General features: G+C 50.8%; 27 protein-coding genes. All 27 read left to right on the top strand.

Features of this window, described 5'->3' with window-relative positions; translation table 11 throughout:
* Positions 1-427 (top strand): EF-Tu/IF-2/RF-3 family GTPase (locus tag ACJ8QI_RS24900; RefSeq protein ID WP_338405059.1); only part of this gene is annotated, 427 nt, incomplete at its 5' end.
* 130 nt (positions 428-557) lie between these two features.
* On the top strand, positions 558-752 hold the full coding sequence (gene bfd, locus ACJ8QI_RS24895) for a bacterioferritin-associated ferredoxin (RefSeq protein ID WP_015379266.1): 195 nt from the start codon (positions 558-560) through the stop codon (positions 750-752).
* A gap of 73 nt (positions 753-825) precedes the next feature.
* Entirely contained in the window at positions 826-1,305 is a 480-nt protein-coding gene (gene bfr, locus ACJ8QI_RS24890; RefSeq protein WP_060424586.1) for a bacterioferritin, read from the top strand.
* Positions 1,306-1,684: 379 nt separating this feature from the next.
* A complete protein-coding gene (rpsJ, locus tag ACJ8QI_RS24885; RefSeq protein ID WP_001181005.1) occupies positions 1,685-1,996 on the top strand; it encodes a 30S ribosomal protein S10 in 312 nt (103 codons plus the stop codon).
* A 32-nt stretch (positions 1,997-2,028) separates the two neighbouring features.
* On the top strand, positions 2,029-2,658 hold the full coding sequence (gene rplC, locus ACJ8QI_RS24880; RefSeq protein ID WP_015379265.1) for a 50S ribosomal protein L3: 630 nt from the start codon (positions 2,029-2,031) through the stop codon (positions 2,656-2,658).
* Between the two features lie 10 nt (positions 2,659-2,668).
* On the top strand, positions 2,669-3,274 hold the full coding sequence (gene rplD, locus ACJ8QI_RS24875; RefSeq protein WP_004929779.1) for a 50S ribosomal protein L4: 606 nt from the start codon (positions 2,669-2,671) through the stop codon (positions 3,272-3,274).
* A complete protein-coding gene (gene rplW / locus ACJ8QI_RS24870) occupies positions 3,271-3,573 on the top strand; it encodes a 50S ribosomal protein L23 (RefSeq protein WP_004929776.1) in 303 nt (100 codons plus the stop codon). Before rplD ends, rplW begins: the two co-directional genes overlap by 4 nt.
* A gap of 18 nt (positions 3,574-3,591) precedes the next feature.
* Positions 3,592-4,416 carry a 50S ribosomal protein L2 gene (gene rplB, locus ACJ8QI_RS24865; protein WP_004929775.1) on the top strand — a complete coding sequence of 275 codons (825 nt, stop codon included), beginning with the start codon at positions 3,592-3,594 and terminating at the stop codon, positions 4,414-4,416.
* Positions 4,417-4,430: 14 nt separating this feature from the next.
* Entirely contained in the window at positions 4,431-4,709 is a 279-nt protein-coding gene (gene rpsS / locus ACJ8QI_RS24860) for a 30S ribosomal protein S19 (protein WP_004929772.1), read from the top strand.
* A 14-nt stretch (positions 4,710-4,723) separates the two neighbouring features.
* Positions 4,724-5,056 carry a 50S ribosomal protein L22 gene (gene rplV / locus ACJ8QI_RS24855; protein WP_002223844.1) on the top strand — a complete coding sequence of 111 codons (333 nt, stop codon included), beginning with the start codon at positions 4,724-4,726 and terminating at the stop codon, positions 5,054-5,056.
* A gap of 17 nt (positions 5,057-5,073) precedes the next feature.
* The gene (gene rpsC / locus ACJ8QI_RS24850; protein ID WP_004929766.1) at positions 5,074-5,772 is read left to right on the top strand and encodes a 30S ribosomal protein S3; all 699 of its coding nucleotides are present in this window, start codon (positions 5,074-5,076) and stop codon (positions 5,770-5,772) included.
* A 12-nt stretch (positions 5,773-5,784) separates the two neighbouring features.
* Positions 5,785-6,195 carry a 50S ribosomal protein L16 gene (gene rplP, locus ACJ8QI_RS24845; protein WP_004929764.1) on the top strand — a complete coding sequence of 137 codons (411 nt, stop codon included), beginning with the start codon at positions 5,785-5,787 and terminating at the stop codon, positions 6,193-6,195.
* Complete coding sequence (gene rpmC, locus ACJ8QI_RS24840; protein WP_004929762.1) at positions 6,195-6,386, top strand: 50S ribosomal protein L29; 192 nt, start codon at positions 6,195-6,197, stop codon at positions 6,384-6,386. Before rplP ends, rpmC begins: the two co-directional genes overlap by 1 nt.
* Complete coding sequence (gene rpsQ, locus ACJ8QI_RS24835; protein ID WP_004929760.1) at positions 6,387-6,641, top strand: 30S ribosomal protein S17; 255 nt, start codon at positions 6,387-6,389, stop codon at positions 6,639-6,641.
* Positions 6,642-6,813: 172 nt separating this feature from the next.
* Positions 6,814-7,185, top strand: a complete 372-nt coding sequence (gene rplN, locus ACJ8QI_RS24830) for a 50S ribosomal protein L14 (protein WP_000613954.1) — start codon at positions 6,814-6,816, stop codon at positions 7,183-7,185.
* Positions 7,186-7,194: 9 nt separating this feature from the next.
* Positions 7,195-7,509, top strand: a complete 315-nt coding sequence (gene rplX / locus ACJ8QI_RS24825; protein ID WP_019456185.1) for a 50S ribosomal protein L24 — start codon at positions 7,195-7,197, stop codon at positions 7,507-7,509.
* A 14-nt stretch (positions 7,510-7,523) separates the two neighbouring features.
* A complete protein-coding gene (gene rplE / locus ACJ8QI_RS24820) occupies positions 7,524-8,063 on the top strand; it encodes a 50S ribosomal protein L5 (RefSeq protein WP_004929756.1) in 540 nt (179 codons plus the stop codon).
* Between the two features lie 13 nt (positions 8,064-8,076).
* Positions 8,077-8,382 (top strand): 30S ribosomal protein S14, encoded by a 306-nt coding sequence (gene rpsN, locus ACJ8QI_RS24815; RefSeq protein ID WP_019456186.1) that lies wholly within the window; start codon positions 8,077-8,079, stop codon positions 8,380-8,382.
* Between the two features lie 30 nt (positions 8,383-8,412).
* Entirely contained in the window at positions 8,413-8,805 is a 393-nt protein-coding gene (gene rpsH, locus ACJ8QI_RS24810) for a 30S ribosomal protein S8 (RefSeq protein ID WP_004929753.1), read from the top strand.
* A gap of 14 nt (positions 8,806-8,819) precedes the next feature.
* Positions 8,820-9,353, top strand: coding sequence for a 50S ribosomal protein L6 (gene rplF, locus ACJ8QI_RS24805; protein WP_004929751.1), 534 nt, complete (start codon positions 8,820-8,822; stop codon positions 9,351-9,353).
* 9 nt (positions 9,354-9,362) lie between these two features.
* A complete protein-coding gene (gene rplR / locus ACJ8QI_RS24800; RefSeq protein ID WP_004929748.1) occupies positions 9,363-9,716 on the top strand; it encodes a 50S ribosomal protein L18 in 354 nt (117 codons plus the stop codon).
* Positions 9,717-9,730: 14 nt separating this feature from the next.
* Positions 9,731-10,231 carry a 30S ribosomal protein S5 gene (gene rpsE / locus ACJ8QI_RS24795; RefSeq protein ID WP_004929747.1) on the top strand — a complete coding sequence of 167 codons (501 nt, stop codon included), beginning with the start codon at positions 9,731-9,733 and terminating at the stop codon, positions 10,229-10,231.
* 6 nt (positions 10,232-10,237) lie between these two features.
* A complete protein-coding gene (gene rpmD / locus ACJ8QI_RS24790; protein ID WP_048232028.1) occupies positions 10,238-10,417 on the top strand; it encodes a 50S ribosomal protein L30 in 180 nt (59 codons plus the stop codon).
* Between the two features lie 3 nt (positions 10,418-10,420).
* Positions 10,421-10,855 carry a 50S ribosomal protein L15 gene (gene rplO, locus ACJ8QI_RS24785; RefSeq protein ID WP_004929742.1) on the top strand — a complete coding sequence of 145 codons (435 nt, stop codon included), beginning with the start codon at positions 10,421-10,423 and terminating at the stop codon, positions 10,853-10,855.
* Positions 10,856-10,862: 7 nt separating this feature from the next.
* Positions 10,863-12,194, top strand: coding sequence for a preprotein translocase subunit SecY (gene secY, locus ACJ8QI_RS24780; protein WP_004929740.1), 1,332 nt, complete (start codon positions 10,863-10,865; stop codon positions 12,192-12,194).
* 33 nt (positions 12,195-12,227) lie between these two features.
* Positions 12,228-12,344 carry a 50S ribosomal protein L36 gene (rpmJ, locus tag ACJ8QI_RS24775; RefSeq protein ID WP_002227352.1) on the top strand — a complete coding sequence of 39 codons (117 nt, stop codon included), beginning with the start codon at positions 12,228-12,230 and terminating at the stop codon, positions 12,342-12,344.
* A gap of 148 nt (positions 12,345-12,492) precedes the next feature.
* On the top strand, positions 12,493-12,849 hold the full coding sequence (rpsM, locus tag ACJ8QI_RS24770; RefSeq protein ID WP_004929734.1) for a 30S ribosomal protein S13: 357 nt from the start codon (positions 12,493-12,495) through the stop codon (positions 12,847-12,849).
* The last annotated feature ends 12 nt before the right edge of the window (positions 12,850-12,861 follow it).

Below are 12,861 nucleotides of genomic sequence, written 5' to 3'. Positions count from 1 at the left end.
GTCTACCTGTACTGGCGTTGAAATGTTCCGCAAACTGCTGGACGAAGGCCGTGCTGGTGAGAACGTAGGTGTTCTGCTGCGTGGTATCAAACGTGAAGAAATCGAACGTGGTCAGGTACTGGCTAAGCCAGGCTCCATCAAGCCGCACACCCAGTTCGAATCTGAAGTGTACATCCTGAGCAAAGATGAAGGTGGTCGTCACACGCCATTCTTCAAAGGCTACCGTCCACAGTTCTACTTCCGTACTACTGACGTGACCGGTACCATCGAACTGCCAGAAGGCGTAGAGATGGTAATGCCAGGCGACAACGTGAACATGGTTGTAACCCTGATTCACCCAATCGCGATGGACGACGGTCTGCGTTTCGCAATCCGTGAAGGCGGCCGTACTGTAGGCGCTGGTGTTGTTGCTAAAGTTATCGCTTAATCGCGAATAATTTTTCGACACAAAAAGGGCACTTCGGTGCCCTTTTTTTATGCAATTTGTTCAAATCTTAATTGAAATAAAAACCATTCCTATTTAGACTCAATGCATTGGTTAAGAAGTGAGTCTCTCTATGTATGTATGTCTGTGTAATGCGGTGACTGACAAAGCGATCCGTAATGCGGTGCGTCAGCACAATCCCCATACCATGAAGCAGCTGCGTGAACTTGTGCCGATTGGTACCGATTGTGGAAAGTGCATTCGTCAGGCAAGACAGATTATGGTGGAGGAACGCGGAACTATCATCCCAATGCATGAAGTTGCCTAACAAAGGGTAAGGTTATTTTTGACTCTTGGCTTACAGGTTCTACACTTTTAGAACTGGCCAGGAGGAGTTACCTATGAAAGGCGATAAAAAGATCATTGCTCACCTCAACAAGCTGCTCGGCAACGAGCTGGTTGCCATCAATCAATATTTCCTGCACGCCCGCATGTTCAAGAATTGGGGCTTAATGCGCCTCAACGACAAGGAATACCACGAGTCGATCGACGAAATGAAGCATGCCGATCGCTACATCGAGCGTATCCTGTTCCTGGAAGGGCTCCCTAACCTGCAGGATCTCGGCAAGCTGAACATCGGCGAAGACATTGAAGAGATGCTGCGTTCCGATCTGGCGCTGGAGCTGGCAGGCGCTAAAAACCTGCGTGAAGGTATCGCCTATGCCGACTCGATTCATGATTACGTCAGCCGCGATTTGATGATCGATATCCTGGCCGATGAAGAAGAGCATATCGACTGGCTGGAAACCGAGCTGGATCTGATCGCTCGCCTCGGTATTCAAAACTATGCCCAGGCCCAGGTTCTAGAGCGCAAAGAGTAAGCCTGTCTTCCGTTCGTCATCGTCTCTCCTGCCGGCGACCGTTTTTACGGTGGGGCAGGGGAGCTTCCCCGCCAAGCATAATTCATACCCTGTTAGCCGTCCTCATCTCGCGACTGCCGCTGAACGCGCAAAAATGACGATTTCCTGAGCATATTTCCAACTGCGGCTTGCTTCCTGGGCCATTTTGCGTATAATGCGCGGGCTTACCTAATCTTGGTAAGCCTGATTTTAGCGAATCAGTCGATTGGCAGGCCTTTTTTGCCTTTCGAACAATACTCCCGATATGGGGGTTATATGTTGACGATTACACTCCCCCATCAATCGAAATGGGTGTGAGGAGTAATTATTTACGTTTATAAATAATTGGAGCTCTGGTCTCATGCAGAACCAAAGAATCCGTATCCGCCTGAAAGCGTTTGATCATCGTCTGATCGATCAATCAACCGCGGAAATCGTCGAGACTGCAAAGCGCACTGGTGCGCAAGTCCGTGGTCCGATCCCGCTGCCAACTCGCAAAGAGCGCTTTACCGTTCTGATCTCTCCGCACGTTAACAAAGACGCGCGCGATCAGTACGAGATTCGCACTCACAAGCGTCTGGTTGACATCGTTGAGCCAACCGAGAAAACCGTTGATGCTCTGATGCGTCTGGATCTGGCTGCCGGTGTAGACGTGCAGATCAGCCTGGGTTAATCAGGTCATTGAGCGATTGAGAGGTTGAAACAATGATTGGTTTAGTCGGTAAAAAAGTGGGTATGACCCGTATCTTCACTGAAGATGGCGTTTCTATCCCAGTAACCGTAATTGAAATTGAAGCGAACCGCGTGACTCAGGTTAAAAGCCTGGACACCGACGGTTACCGTGCCGTTCAGGTTACCACTGGTAGCAAAAAAGCTAACCGTGTAACCAAGCCGGAAGCGGGCCATTTCGCTAAAGCTGGCGTTGAAGCTGGCCGTGGTCTGTGGGAATTCCGCCTGGAAGAAGGTCAAGAATTCGCTGCAGGTCAGGAAATTAGCGTAGAAATCTTCGCTGACGTTAAAAAAGTCGATGTTACCGGTACTTCTAAAGGTAAAGGTTTTGCTGGCACTGTTAAGCGCTGGAACTTCCGTACCCAAGACGCTACCCACGGTAACTCCTTGTCTCACCGCGTTCCGGGTTCTATCGGTCAGAACCAGACTCCGGGCAAAGTGTTCAAAGGCAAGAAAATGGCTGGCCACCTGGGTGATGAGCGCGTAACCGTTCAAAGCCTGGACGTAGTACGTGTTGACGCTGAGCGCAACCTGCTGCTGGTTAAGGGTGCTGTACCGGGCGCAACCGGTGGCAACCTGATCGTTAAACCAGCTGTGAAGGCGTAAGGGGATAGCAATGGAATTAGTATTGAAAGACGCGCAAAGCGCGCTGACTGTTTCCGAAACTACCTTCGGTCGTGATTTCAACGAAGCGCTGGTACACCAGGTTGTTGTTGCTTATGCAGCAGGTGCCCGTCAAGGTACCCGTGCTCAGAAGACCCGTGCTGAAGTAACTGGTTCCGGCAAAAAGCCATGGCGTCAGAAAGGCACCGGCCGTGCGCGTTCAGGTTCTGTAAAGAGCCCGATCTGGCGTTCAGGCGGCGTGACCTTTGCTGCTAAGCCACAGGACCACAGTCAGAAAGTAAACAAAAAGATGTACCGCGGCGCGCTGAAAAGCATCCTGTCCGAACTGGTACGTCAAGATCGTCTGATCGTTGTCGAGAAGTTCTCTGTAGAAGCGCCTAAAACTAAGCTGCTGGCACAGAAACTGAAAGATATGGCTCTGGAAGACGTGCTGATCGTGACCGGTGAACTGGATGAGAATCTGTTCCTGGCAGCTCGCAACCTGTACAAGGTTGACGTGCGCGATGTAGCAGGTATCGATCCGGTTAGCCTGATCGCCTTCGACAAAGTGGTTATGACTGCTGATGCTGTGAAGCAAGTTGAGGAGATGCTGGCATGATCCGTGAAGAACGTTTGCTGAAAGTGCTGCGTGCACCGCACGTATCTGAAAAAGCATCCGCTGCGATGGAAAAAAGCAACACCATCGTTCTCAAAGTTGCCAAAGACGCGACCAAAGCAGAAATCAAAGCTGCAGTGCAGAAACTGTTTGAAGTCGAAGTCAAAGACGTGAACACCCTGGTAGTTAAAGGGAAAGTGAAGCGTCACGGTCAGCGTGTTGGTCGTCGTAGCGACTGGAAAAAAGCTTACGTCACCCTGAAAGAAGGCCAGAATCTGGACTTCATCGGCGGCGCAGAGTAAGTCGGAGGAGTAAGAACAATGGCAATTGTTAAATGTAAACCTACATCTCCGGGTCGTCGCCACGTTGTTAAAGTGGTTAACCCTGAGCTGCACAAGGGTAAACCTTATGCCCCGCTGCTGGAAAAACTGAGCAAAAGCGGTGGTCGTAACAACAATGGCCGTATCACCACCCGTCATATCGGTGGTGGCCACAAGCAACATTATCGTCTGGTTGACTTCAAGCGCAACAAAGACGGTATCCCTGCTGTGGTTGAGCGTCTGGAGTACGATCCGAACCGTTCCGCGAACATCGCGCTGGTTCTGTACAAAGACGGCGAACGCCGTTACATCCTGGCGCCGAAAGGCCTGAAAGCTGGTGACCAGATTCAATCTGGCGTTGATGCTGCAATCAAAGCGGGTAACACCCTGCCGATGCGCAACATTCCAGTTGGTTCAACGGTTCACAACGTAGAAATGAAACCAGGTAAAGGCGGCCAGATGGCTCGCTCCGCTGGCGCCTACGTTCAGATCGTTGCTCGTGATGGTTCCTACGTAACTCTGCGTCTGCGCTCCGGCGAAATGCGTAAAGTTCCAGCTGATTGCCGCGCCACCCTGGGTGAAGTCGGTAACGCTGAACACATGCTTCGCGTTCTGGGTAAAGCAGGTGCTGCACGTTGGCGTGGTGTTCGTCCTACCGTTCGCGGTACGGCGATGAACCCGGTAGATCACCCGCACGGTGGTGGTGAAGGTCGTAACTTTGGTAAGCACCCGGTAACTCCGTGGGGCGTTCAGACCAAAGGTAAGAAGACCCGTAGCAACAAGCGTACTGATAAGTTCATCGTACGTCGCCGTAGCAAAAAATAATTAGAGGATAAGCCATGCCACGTTCTCTCAAGAAAGGTCCTTTTATTGACCTGCACTTGCTGAAGAAGGTAGAGAAAGCGGTGGAAAGCGGTGACAAGAAGCCTTTGCGCACTTGGTCCCGTCGTTCAACGATCTTTCCTAACATGATCGGTTTGACCATCGCTGTCCATAATGGTCGTCAGCACGTACCAGTGTTCGTTTCCGATGAAATGGTCGGTCACAAACTGGGTGAATTCGCGCCGACTCGTACTTATCGCGGCCATGCGGCTGATAAAAAAGCTAAAAAGCGCTAAGGTAGGAGGAAGAGATGGAAACTATCGCTAAACATCGCCACGCTCGTTCTTCTGCTCAGAAGGTTCGCCTTGTTGCTGACCTGATTCGCGGTAAGAAAGTGTCGCAAGCTCTGGAAACTCTGACCTACACCAACAAGAAAGCTGCTGGTCTGGTTAAGAAAGTGCTGGAGTCTGCCATTGCTAACGCAGAACACAACGATGGCGCTGACATCGATGATCTGAAAGTTACGAAAATCTTCGTAGACGAAGGCCCAAGCATGAAGCGCATTATGCCGCGTGCAAAAGGTCGTGCAGATCGCATCCTGAAGCGCACCAGCCACATTACTGTGGTTGTGTCCGATCGCTGAGACTCTGGAGACTAGCAATGGGTCAGAAAGTACATCCTAATGGTATTCGCCTGGGTATTGTCAAACCTTGGAACTCTACTTGGTATGCGAATACCAAAGAATTCGCTGACAACCTGGACAGCGACTTTAAAGTTCGTCAATTCCTGACTAAGGAACTGTCGAAAGCTTCCGTTTCTCGCATCGTTATCGAGCGTCCTGCGAAGAGCATCCGTGTGACCATTCACACTGCTCGCCCAGGCATCGTTATCGGCAAGAAAGGTGAAGACGTCGAAAAACTGCGCAAGGTCGTAGCGGACATCGCTGGCGTTCCTGCACAGATCAACATCGCCGAAGTCCGTAAACCGGAACTCGACGCTAAATTGGTTGCTGACAGCATCACTTCTCAGCTGGAACGTCGCGTTATGTTCCGTCGTGCTATGAAGCGTGCAGTACAGAACGCAATGCGTCTTGGCGCTAAAGGTATCAAAGTTGAAGTAAGCGGCCGTCTTGGCGGCGCTGAAATCGCACGTACCGAATGGTACCGCGAAGGTCGTGTTCCATTGCACACTCTGCGTGCGGACATCGACTACAACACATCTGAAGCGCACACCACTTATGGTGTAATCGGCGTTAAGGTATGGATCTTCAAAGGTGAGATCCTGGGTGGTATGGCTGCAGTTGAACAACCGGAACCGGCTGCTCAACCTAAAAAGCAGCAGCGTAAAGGCCGCAAGTAAGGAGAGTCGCTGATGTTACAACCAAAGCGTACAAAATTCCGTAAGGTGCACAAGGGCCGCAACCGTGGTCTGGCGCAAGGTACGGATGTTAGCTTCGGCACTTTCGGTCTGAAAGCTGTTGGCCGTGGCCGTCTGACTGCTCGTCAAATCGAAGCAGCTCGTCGTGCAATGACTCGTGCAGTTAAGCGTCAAGGCAAGATCTGGATCCGTGTATTCCCGGACAAACCGATCACCGAGAAGCCGCTGGAAGTGCGTATGGGTAAAGGTAAGGGTAACGTGGAGTATTGGGTTGCCCTGATCCAGCCTGGTAAGGTCCTGTACGAAATGGACGGCGTGCCAGAAGAGGTTGCCCGCGAGGCATTCAAACTGGCAGCAGCGAAACTGCCGATCAAAACCACCTTTGTAACTAAGACGGTGATGTAATGAAAGCACAAGAGCTGCGTGAAAAAAGCGTTGAAGAGCTGAATGCCGAGCTGCTCAACCTGCTGCGTGAGCAATTCAACTTGCGCATGCAGGCGGCCAGTGGCCAGCTGCAACAAACTCACCTGTTGAAACAAGTGCGTCGTGACGTCGCACGCGTTAAGACTTTACTGACTCAAAAGGCGGGTGTGTAAATGACTGAAGTTATCCGTACCCTGCAGGGTCGTGTTGTTAGCGATAAAATGGAGAAATCCATCGTTGTTGCTATCGAGCGTACTGTGAAGCACCCGATCTACGGGAAATTCATCAAACGTACGACCAAGCTGCACGTACATGACGAGAACAACGAATGTGGTACCGGCGACGTGGTGGAAATCCGCGAATGCCGCCCACTGTCCAAGACTAAGTCCTGGACGTTGGTTCGCGTTGTAGAGAAAGCGATTCTGTAATAGAGTAGCTGGCTCTCACTTAATAAACGGCTCAGAAAATGAGCCGTTTATTTTTTCTACCCATACCAAGTAAGCGGTGTTATAATGCTGCGCCCTCGGTTATGGGGCTTTTCAACGGCCTAATTTTTACTTGGGTCTTTAAAGTAGTAGTTGACATTAGCGGAGCACTAAAATGATCCAAGAACAGACTATGCTGAACGTCGCCGACAACTCCGGTGCACGTCGCGTAATGTGTATCAAGGTTCTAGGTGGCTCGCACCGTCGCTACGCAGGCGTCGGCGACATCATCAAAATTACCATCAAGGAAGCAATTCCTCGCGGTAAGGTGAAGAAAGGCGATGTTCTGAAGGCGGTAGTGGTGCGCACCAAGAAGGGTGTACGTCGCCCGGACGGTTCTGTCATTCGCTTCGATGGCAATGCATGCGTTATTTTGAACAATAACAGCGAGCAGCCAATCGGTACGCGTATTTTTGGGCCGGTAACTCGTGAACTGCGTAATGAGAAGTTCATGAAAATTATCTCTCTGGCACCAGAAGTACTCTAAGGAGCGAACATGGCAGCGAAGATCCGTCGTGATGACGAAGTTATCGTGATTACCGGGAAAGACAAAGGTAAGCGCGGTAAAGTAAAAAATGTCCTGTCTGCTGGCAAGGTCATTGTTGAAGGCATCAACCTGGTTAAGAAACACCAGAAGCCGGTTCCGGCTCTGAACCAACCAGGCGGCATTGTTGAAAAAGAAGCTGCAATTCAGGTTTCTAACATTGCTATCTTCAACGCGGCTACCGGCAAGGCTGACCGTGTAGGCTTTAGATTCGAAGAGGGCAAAAAAGTCCGTTTCTTCAAATCTAACAGCGAAACTATCAAGTAATTTGGAGTAATACGATGGCGAAACTGCATGATTACTACAAAGACGAGGTAGTCAAACAACTGATGTCTCAGTTTGATTACAACTCTGTCATGCAAGTCCCTCGGGTCGAGAAGATCACCCTGAACATGGGTGTTGGTGAAGCGATTGCTGACAAGAAACTGCTGGATAACGCCGCAGCGGACCTGGCAGCCATCTCCGGTCAAAAACCGTTGATCACCAAAGCCCGCAAATCTGTTGCAGGCTTCAAAATCCGTCAGGGCTATCCGATCGGCTGTAAAGTAACTCTGCGTGGCGAACGCATGTGGGAGTTCTTTGAGCGTCTGATCTCCATTGCTGTTCCACGTATCCGTGACTTCCGTGGCCTGTCCGCCAAGTCATTCGATGGCCGTGGCAACTACAGCATGGGCGTGCGTGAGCAAATCATCTTCCCAGAAATCGACTACGACAAAGTCGATCGCGTTCGTGGTTTGGATATTACCATTACCACTACTGCGAAATCTGATGATGAAGGCCGCGCGCTGCTGGCTGCTTTTAACTTCCCGTTCCGCAAGTAAGGCAGGGTTACTGATGGCTAAGCAATCAATGAAAGCACGCGAAGTCAAGCGCGTGAAATTAGCTGACAAGTTCTTTGCAAAACGCGTTGAACTGAAAGCTATTATCTCTGATGTGAACGCGTCCGATGAAGATCGTTGGGATGCCGTTCTCAAGCTGCAAACTCTGCCGCGTGATTCCAGCCCGTCTCGTCAGCGTAAACGCTGCCGCCAAACTGGCCGTCCACATGGTTATGTGGGCAAATTCGGGTTGAGCCGTATTAAGCTTCGTGAAGCCGCTATGCGCGGTGAAGTACCAGGCTTGAAAAAGGCTAGCTGGTAATTACCAATTGAATCACGGGAGTAAAGACAGATGAGCATGCAAGATCCGATCGCGGATATGCTGACCCGTATCCGTAACGGTCAAGCCGCGAACAAAGTTGCGGTCACCATGCCTTCCTCCAAGCTGAAAGTGGCAATTGCCAACGTGCTGAAGGAAGAAGGTTTTATTGAAGATTTCAAAATCGAAGGCGACGCCAAGCCTGTTCTGGAACTGGTACTGAAGTACTTCCAGGGCAAAGCTGTGGTAGAAAGCATTCAACGTATCAGCCGTCCAGGTCTGCGCATCTACAAGAAAAAAGATGAGCTGCCAAAAGTTATGGCCGGTTTGGGTATCGCTGTTGTTTCTACCTCTAAAGGTGTTATGACCGATCGTGCAGCTCGCCAGGCTGGTCTTGGTGGCGAGATTATCTGCTACGTAGCTTAATTCGGGAGGAAAGAATGTCTCGTGTTGCAAAAGCACCCGTCGTCATTCCTGCCGGCGTAGAGGTAAAACTCAACGGTCAGGTTATTTCGATTAAGGGTAAAAACGGCGAGTTGACTCGTACTATCCACGACGCCGTTGAAGTGAAGCAAGAAGCTAACGCACTGACTTTCGCTCCGCGCGAAGGTTTTGCTAACGCATGGGCTCAAGCGGGTACCACGCGCGCTCTGCTGAACGCAATGGTTGTTGGTGTTACCGAAGGCTTCACCAAAAAGCTTCAACTGGTAGGTGTTGGTTATCGTGCTGCCGTTAAAGGCAACGTGGTGAATTTGGCCCTGGGCTTCTCTCACCCTATCGATCACCAGTTGCCGGCAGGTATCACTGCTGAATGCCCAAGCCAAACTGAAATCGTGCTGAAAGGCGCTGATAAGCAGGTTATTGGCCAGGTAGCAGCAGATCTGCGCGCTTACCGTCGTCCTGAGCCTTACAAAGGTAAAGGTGTTCGTTACGCCGACGAAGTCGTGCGTACCAAAGAGGCTAAGAAGAAGTAAGGTAACACTATGGATAAGAAATCTGCTCGTATCCGTCGTGCGACCCGCGCACGCCGCAAGCTCCAAGAGCTGGGTGCAACCCGCCTGGTGGTACATCGTACCCCGCGTCACATTTACGCACAGGTGATTGCTCCAAACGGTTCTGAAGTACTGGTAGCCGCTTCTACTTTAGAAAAAGCTATCGCGGAGCAACTGAAGTATTCCGGTAACAAAGACGCAGCAGCAGCCGTAGGTAAAGCTCTGGCTGAGCGCGCGTTGGAAAAAGGGATTGCGAAAGTATCCTTTGACCGTTCCGGTTTCCAATATCATGGTCGAGTCCAGGCACTGGCAGATGCTGCCCGTGAAGCTGGCCTTCAGTTCTAAGGAAGAGGTTTAAGATGGCTCACATCGAAAAACAAGCTGGCGAACTGCAGGAAAAGCTGATCGCGGTAAACCGCGTATCTAAAACCGTAAAAGGTGGCCGTATTTTCAGCTTTACCGCACTGACTGTAGTTGGTGATGGTAACGGTCGCGTTGGTTTTGGCTACGGCAAAGCACGCGAAGTTCCAGCAGCGATCCAGAAAGCGATGGAAAAAGCCCGTCGCAACATGATGAACGTCGCGCTGAACAGCGGCACCCTGCAGCACCCTGTTAAGGGCGCTCACACGGGTTCTCGCGTGTTCATGCAGCCTGCTCATGAAGGTACCGGTATCATCGCGGGTGGTGCAATGCGCGCCGTTCTCGAAGTTGCTGGGGTGCACAACGTATTGGCTAAAGCTTATGGTTCCACTAACCCGATCAACGTGGTTCGTGCAACTATCGACGCTCTGGCGAATATGAAGTCTCCTGAAATGGTCGCTGCTAAGCGTGGTAAATCCGTTGCCGACATTCTGGGGTAATTGACCATGGCTAAGACTATTAAAGTTACACAAACTCGCAGCTCAATTGGCCGTCTGCCGAAGCATAAAGCTACTCTGCTCGGTCTGGGTCTGCGTCGTATTGGTCACACCGTAGAGCGCGAGGATACTCCTGCTGTTCGCGGTATGGTCAACCTGGTTTCCTACATGGTTAAAGTTGAGGAGTAACAGATGCGTTTAAATACTCTGTCTCCGGCTGAAGGTGCCAAGCATGCGCCTAAGCGTGTAGGTCGTGGTATTGGTTCTGGCCTGGGTAAAACCGGCGGCCGTGGTCACAAAGGTCAGAAGTCTCGTTCTGGCGGTGGCGTACGTCGTGGTTTCGAAGGTGGTCAGATGCCTCTGTACCGTCGTCTGCCGAAATTCGGCTTCACTTCACGCAAAGCGATGATCACGGCAGAAGTTCGTCTGTCTGAACTGGCTCTGGTTGAAGGCGATGTTATCGACCTGAACGCGCTGAAAGCCGCTAACGTAGTTGGTGTCCAGATCGAATTCGCGAAAGTTGTACTTTCTGGCGAAGTCGCTCGTCCGGTAACCCTGCGTGGTCTGCGTGTCACCAAAGGCGCTCGTGCTGCTATCGAGGCTGCTGGCGGTAAAATTGAGGAATAAGTAGCAGATGGCTAAGCAACCAGGATTAGATTTTCAAAGTGCTAAAGGCGGGCTCGGCGAGCTGAAGCGCAGACTTTTGTTTGTAATCGGCGCGCTGATTGTCTTCCGTATCGGCTCTTTCATTCCGATTCCTGGTATCGATGCCACTGTGCTTGCCAAATTGCTTGAGCAGCAGAGAGGCACTATCATTGAAATGTTTAACATGTTCTCTGGTGGTGCCCTCAGCCGTGCTTCTATCTTTGCTCTGGGGATCATGCCGTATATCTCGGCGTCGATCATTATCCAGCTGCTGACGGTGGTTCATCCAGCGTTGGCGGAAATCAAGAAAGAAGGGGAGGCTGGCCGTCGCAAGATTAGCCAGTACACCCGTTACGGTACGCTGGTATTGGCCATATTCCAGTCGATCGGTATTGCTACCGGTCTGCCGAATATGCCTGGTATGCAGGGCCTGGTGTTAAACCCAGGCTTTGCATTCTACTTTACTGCGGTTGTGAGCCTGGTGACCGGGACAATGTTCCTGATGTGGCTGGGTGAGCAGATTACTGAGCGCGGTATCGGCAACGGTATCTCGATCATTATCTTCGCGGGTATTGTAGCGGGGCTCCCGCCGGCAGTGGCCCATACTATCGAGCAAGCGCGGCAAGGCGACCTGCACTTCCTCCTGCTGCTGTTGGTTGCAGTATTGGTGTTTGCAGTAACCTTCTTCGTTGTTTTCATCGAGCGTGGTCAACGTCGTATCGTCGTTAACTATGCGAAGCGTCAACAAGGTCGTCGTGTTTATGCAGCACAGAGTACACACTTACCGTTGAAAGTGAACATGGCGGGTGTTATCCCGGCGATTTTCGCTTCCAGCATTATTCTGTTCCCGGCCACGATTGCATCATGGTTTGGGGGCGGTACCGGTTGGAACTGGCTGACTACGATTTCGCTGTATTTGCAGCCAGGGCAACCGCTTTATGTGTTACTCTATGCGTCTGCAATCATCTTCTTCTGTTTCTTCTACACGGCGTTGGTCTTCAACCCGCGTGAGACAGCAGATAACCTGAAGAAGTCCGGTGCCTTCGTACCAGGAATTCGTCCGGGAGAGCAAACGGCGAAGTATATCGATAAAGTAATGACGCGTTTAACCCTGGTGGGCGCGATGTACATTACTTTCATCTGCCTGATCCCGGAGTTCATGCGTGATGCAATGAAAGTACCATTCTACTTTGGTGGTACCTCGCTACTGATCGTGGTTGTCGTCATCATGGACTTTATGGCTCAAGTGCAAACTCTGATGATGTCAAGTCAGTACGAGTCTGCATTGAAGAAAGCAAATCTGAAAGGCTATAACCGCTAGTCAGATTCGTTTGAGAAGTTACGGAGAGTAAAAATGAAAGTTCGTGCTTCCGTCAAGAAATTATGTCGTAACTGCAAAATCGTTAAGCGTAACGGTGTCGTTCGTGTGATTTGCAGCGCCGAGCCGAAGCATAAACAGCGTCAAGGCTGATTATCTCGCATATTTTTCTTGCAAAGTTGGGTTGAGCTGGCTAGATTAGCCAGCCAATCTTTTGTATGTCGCACTGCAACACTATTTGAGTATCCTGAAAACGGGCTTTTCAGAATGGTGTTGCTGTATAAAATAGTAGGAGTGCATAGTGGCCCGTATAGCAGGCATTAACATTCCTGATCATAAACATACCGTTATCGCCTTAACGTCGATCTTCGGTATCGGTAAAACCCGTTCACAGGCTATCTGTGCATCCACGGGTATTGCTGAAAATGTTAAGATCAGTGAGCTGTCTGAAGAGCAAATCGAAAAGCTTCGTGATGCAGTTGCCAAATACACCGTTGAGGGTGATTTGCGTCGTGAAATTACCCTGAGCATCAAGCGTCTTATGGACCTTGGTTGCTATCGTGGTTTGCGTCATCGTCGTGGTCTGCCGGTACGCGGTCAGCGCACCAAGACCAACGCTCGTACCCGTAAGGGTCCGCGCAAGCCGATCAAGAAATAATCGGGGTTATTG

The organism is Serratia sp. CY84636 (genome assembly GCF_052166245.1).
Lineage (GTDB): Bacteria > Pseudomonadota > Gammaproteobacteria > Enterobacterales > Enterobacteriaceae > Serratia > Serratia nevei.
The sequence above is the reverse complement of the archived record's forward strand: the minus strand, read 5'-3'. Positions and strand labels throughout refer to the sequence as shown.

What these genes read in the sequence shown, in the direction of transcription:
- rpsN (WP_019456186.1), top strand. Translation starts at nt 8,077, where the DNA reads ATGGCTAAGCAATCAATGAAAGCACGCGAAGTCAAGCGCGTGAAATTA.
- rpmJ (WP_002227352.1), top strand. Translation starts at nt 12,228, where the DNA reads ATGAAAGTTCGTGCTTCCGTCAAGAAATTATGTCGTAACTGCAAAATC.
- rpsE (WP_004929747.1), top strand. Translation starts at nt 9,731, where the DNA reads ATGGCTCACATCGAAAAACAAGCTGGCGAACTGCAGGAAAAGCTGATC.
- rplR (WP_004929748.1), top strand. Translation starts at nt 9,363, where the DNA reads ATGGATAAGAAATCTGCTCGTATCCGTCGTGCGACCCGCGCACGCCGC.
- rplB (WP_004929775.1), top strand. Translation starts at nt 3,592, where the DNA reads ATGGCAATTGTTAAATGTAAACCTACATCTCCGGGTCGTCGCCACGTT.
- rpmD (WP_048232028.1), top strand. Translation starts at nt 10,238, where the DNA reads ATGGCTAAGACTATTAAAGTTACACAAACTCGCAGCTCAATTGGCCGT.
- rpsH (WP_004929753.1), top strand. Translation starts at nt 8,413, where the DNA reads ATGAGCATGCAAGATCCGATCGCGGATATGCTGACCCGTATCCGTAAC.
- rplE (WP_004929756.1), top strand. Translation starts at nt 7,524, where the DNA reads ATGGCGAAACTGCATGATTACTACAAAGACGAGGTAGTCAAACAACTG.
- rpsS (WP_004929772.1), top strand. Translation starts at nt 4,431, where the DNA reads ATGCCACGTTCTCTCAAGAAAGGTCCTTTTATTGACCTGCACTTGCTG.
- rpsC (WP_004929766.1), top strand. Translation starts at nt 5,074, where the DNA reads ATGGGTCAGAAAGTACATCCTAATGGTATTCGCCTGGGTATTGTCAAA.
- secY (WP_004929740.1), top strand. Translation starts at nt 10,863, where the DNA reads ATGGCTAAGCAACCAGGATTAGATTTTCAAAGTGCTAAAGGCGGGCTC.
- rpmC (WP_004929762.1), top strand. Translation starts at nt 6,195, where the DNA reads ATGAAAGCACAAGAGCTGCGTGAAAAAAGCGTTGAAGAGCTGAATGCC.
- rplP (WP_004929764.1), top strand. Translation starts at nt 5,785, where the DNA reads ATGTTACAACCAAAGCGTACAAAATTCCGTAAGGTGCACAAGGGCCGC.
- rplX (WP_019456185.1), top strand. Translation starts at nt 7,195, where the DNA reads ATGGCAGCGAAGATCCGTCGTGATGACGAAGTTATCGTGATTACCGGG.
- rplF (WP_004929751.1), top strand. Translation starts at nt 8,820, where the DNA reads ATGTCTCGTGTTGCAAAAGCACCCGTCGTCATTCCTGCCGGCGTAGAG.
- bfr (WP_060424586.1), top strand. Translation starts at nt 826, where the DNA reads ATGAAAGGCGATAAAAAGATCATTGCTCACCTCAACAAGCTGCTCGGC.
- bfd (WP_015379266.1), top strand. Translation starts at nt 558, where the DNA reads ATGTATGTATGTCTGTGTAATGCGGTGACTGACAAAGCGATCCGTAAT.
- rplD (WP_004929779.1), top strand. Translation starts at nt 2,669, where the DNA reads ATGGAATTAGTATTGAAAGACGCGCAAAGCGCGCTGACTGTTTCCGAA.
- rpsJ (WP_001181005.1), top strand. Translation starts at nt 1,685, where the DNA reads ATGCAGAACCAAAGAATCCGTATCCGCCTGAAAGCGTTTGATCATCGT.
- rplC (WP_015379265.1), top strand. Translation starts at nt 2,029, where the DNA reads ATGATTGGTTTAGTCGGTAAAAAAGTGGGTATGACCCGTATCTTCACT.
- rplW (WP_004929776.1), top strand. Translation starts at nt 3,271, where the DNA reads ATGATCCGTGAAGAACGTTTGCTGAAAGTGCTGCGTGCACCGCACGTA.
- rplN (WP_000613954.1), top strand. Translation starts at nt 6,814, where the DNA reads ATGATCCAAGAACAGACTATGCTGAACGTCGCCGACAACTCCGGTGCA.
- rplV (WP_002223844.1), top strand. Translation starts at nt 4,724, where the DNA reads ATGGAAACTATCGCTAAACATCGCCACGCTCGTTCTTCTGCTCAGAAG.
- rpsQ (WP_004929760.1), top strand. Translation starts at nt 6,387, where the DNA reads ATGACTGAAGTTATCCGTACCCTGCAGGGTCGTGTTGTTAGCGATAAA.
- rplO (WP_004929742.1), top strand. Translation starts at nt 10,421, where the DNA reads ATGCGTTTAAATACTCTGTCTCCGGCTGAAGGTGCCAAGCATGCGCCT.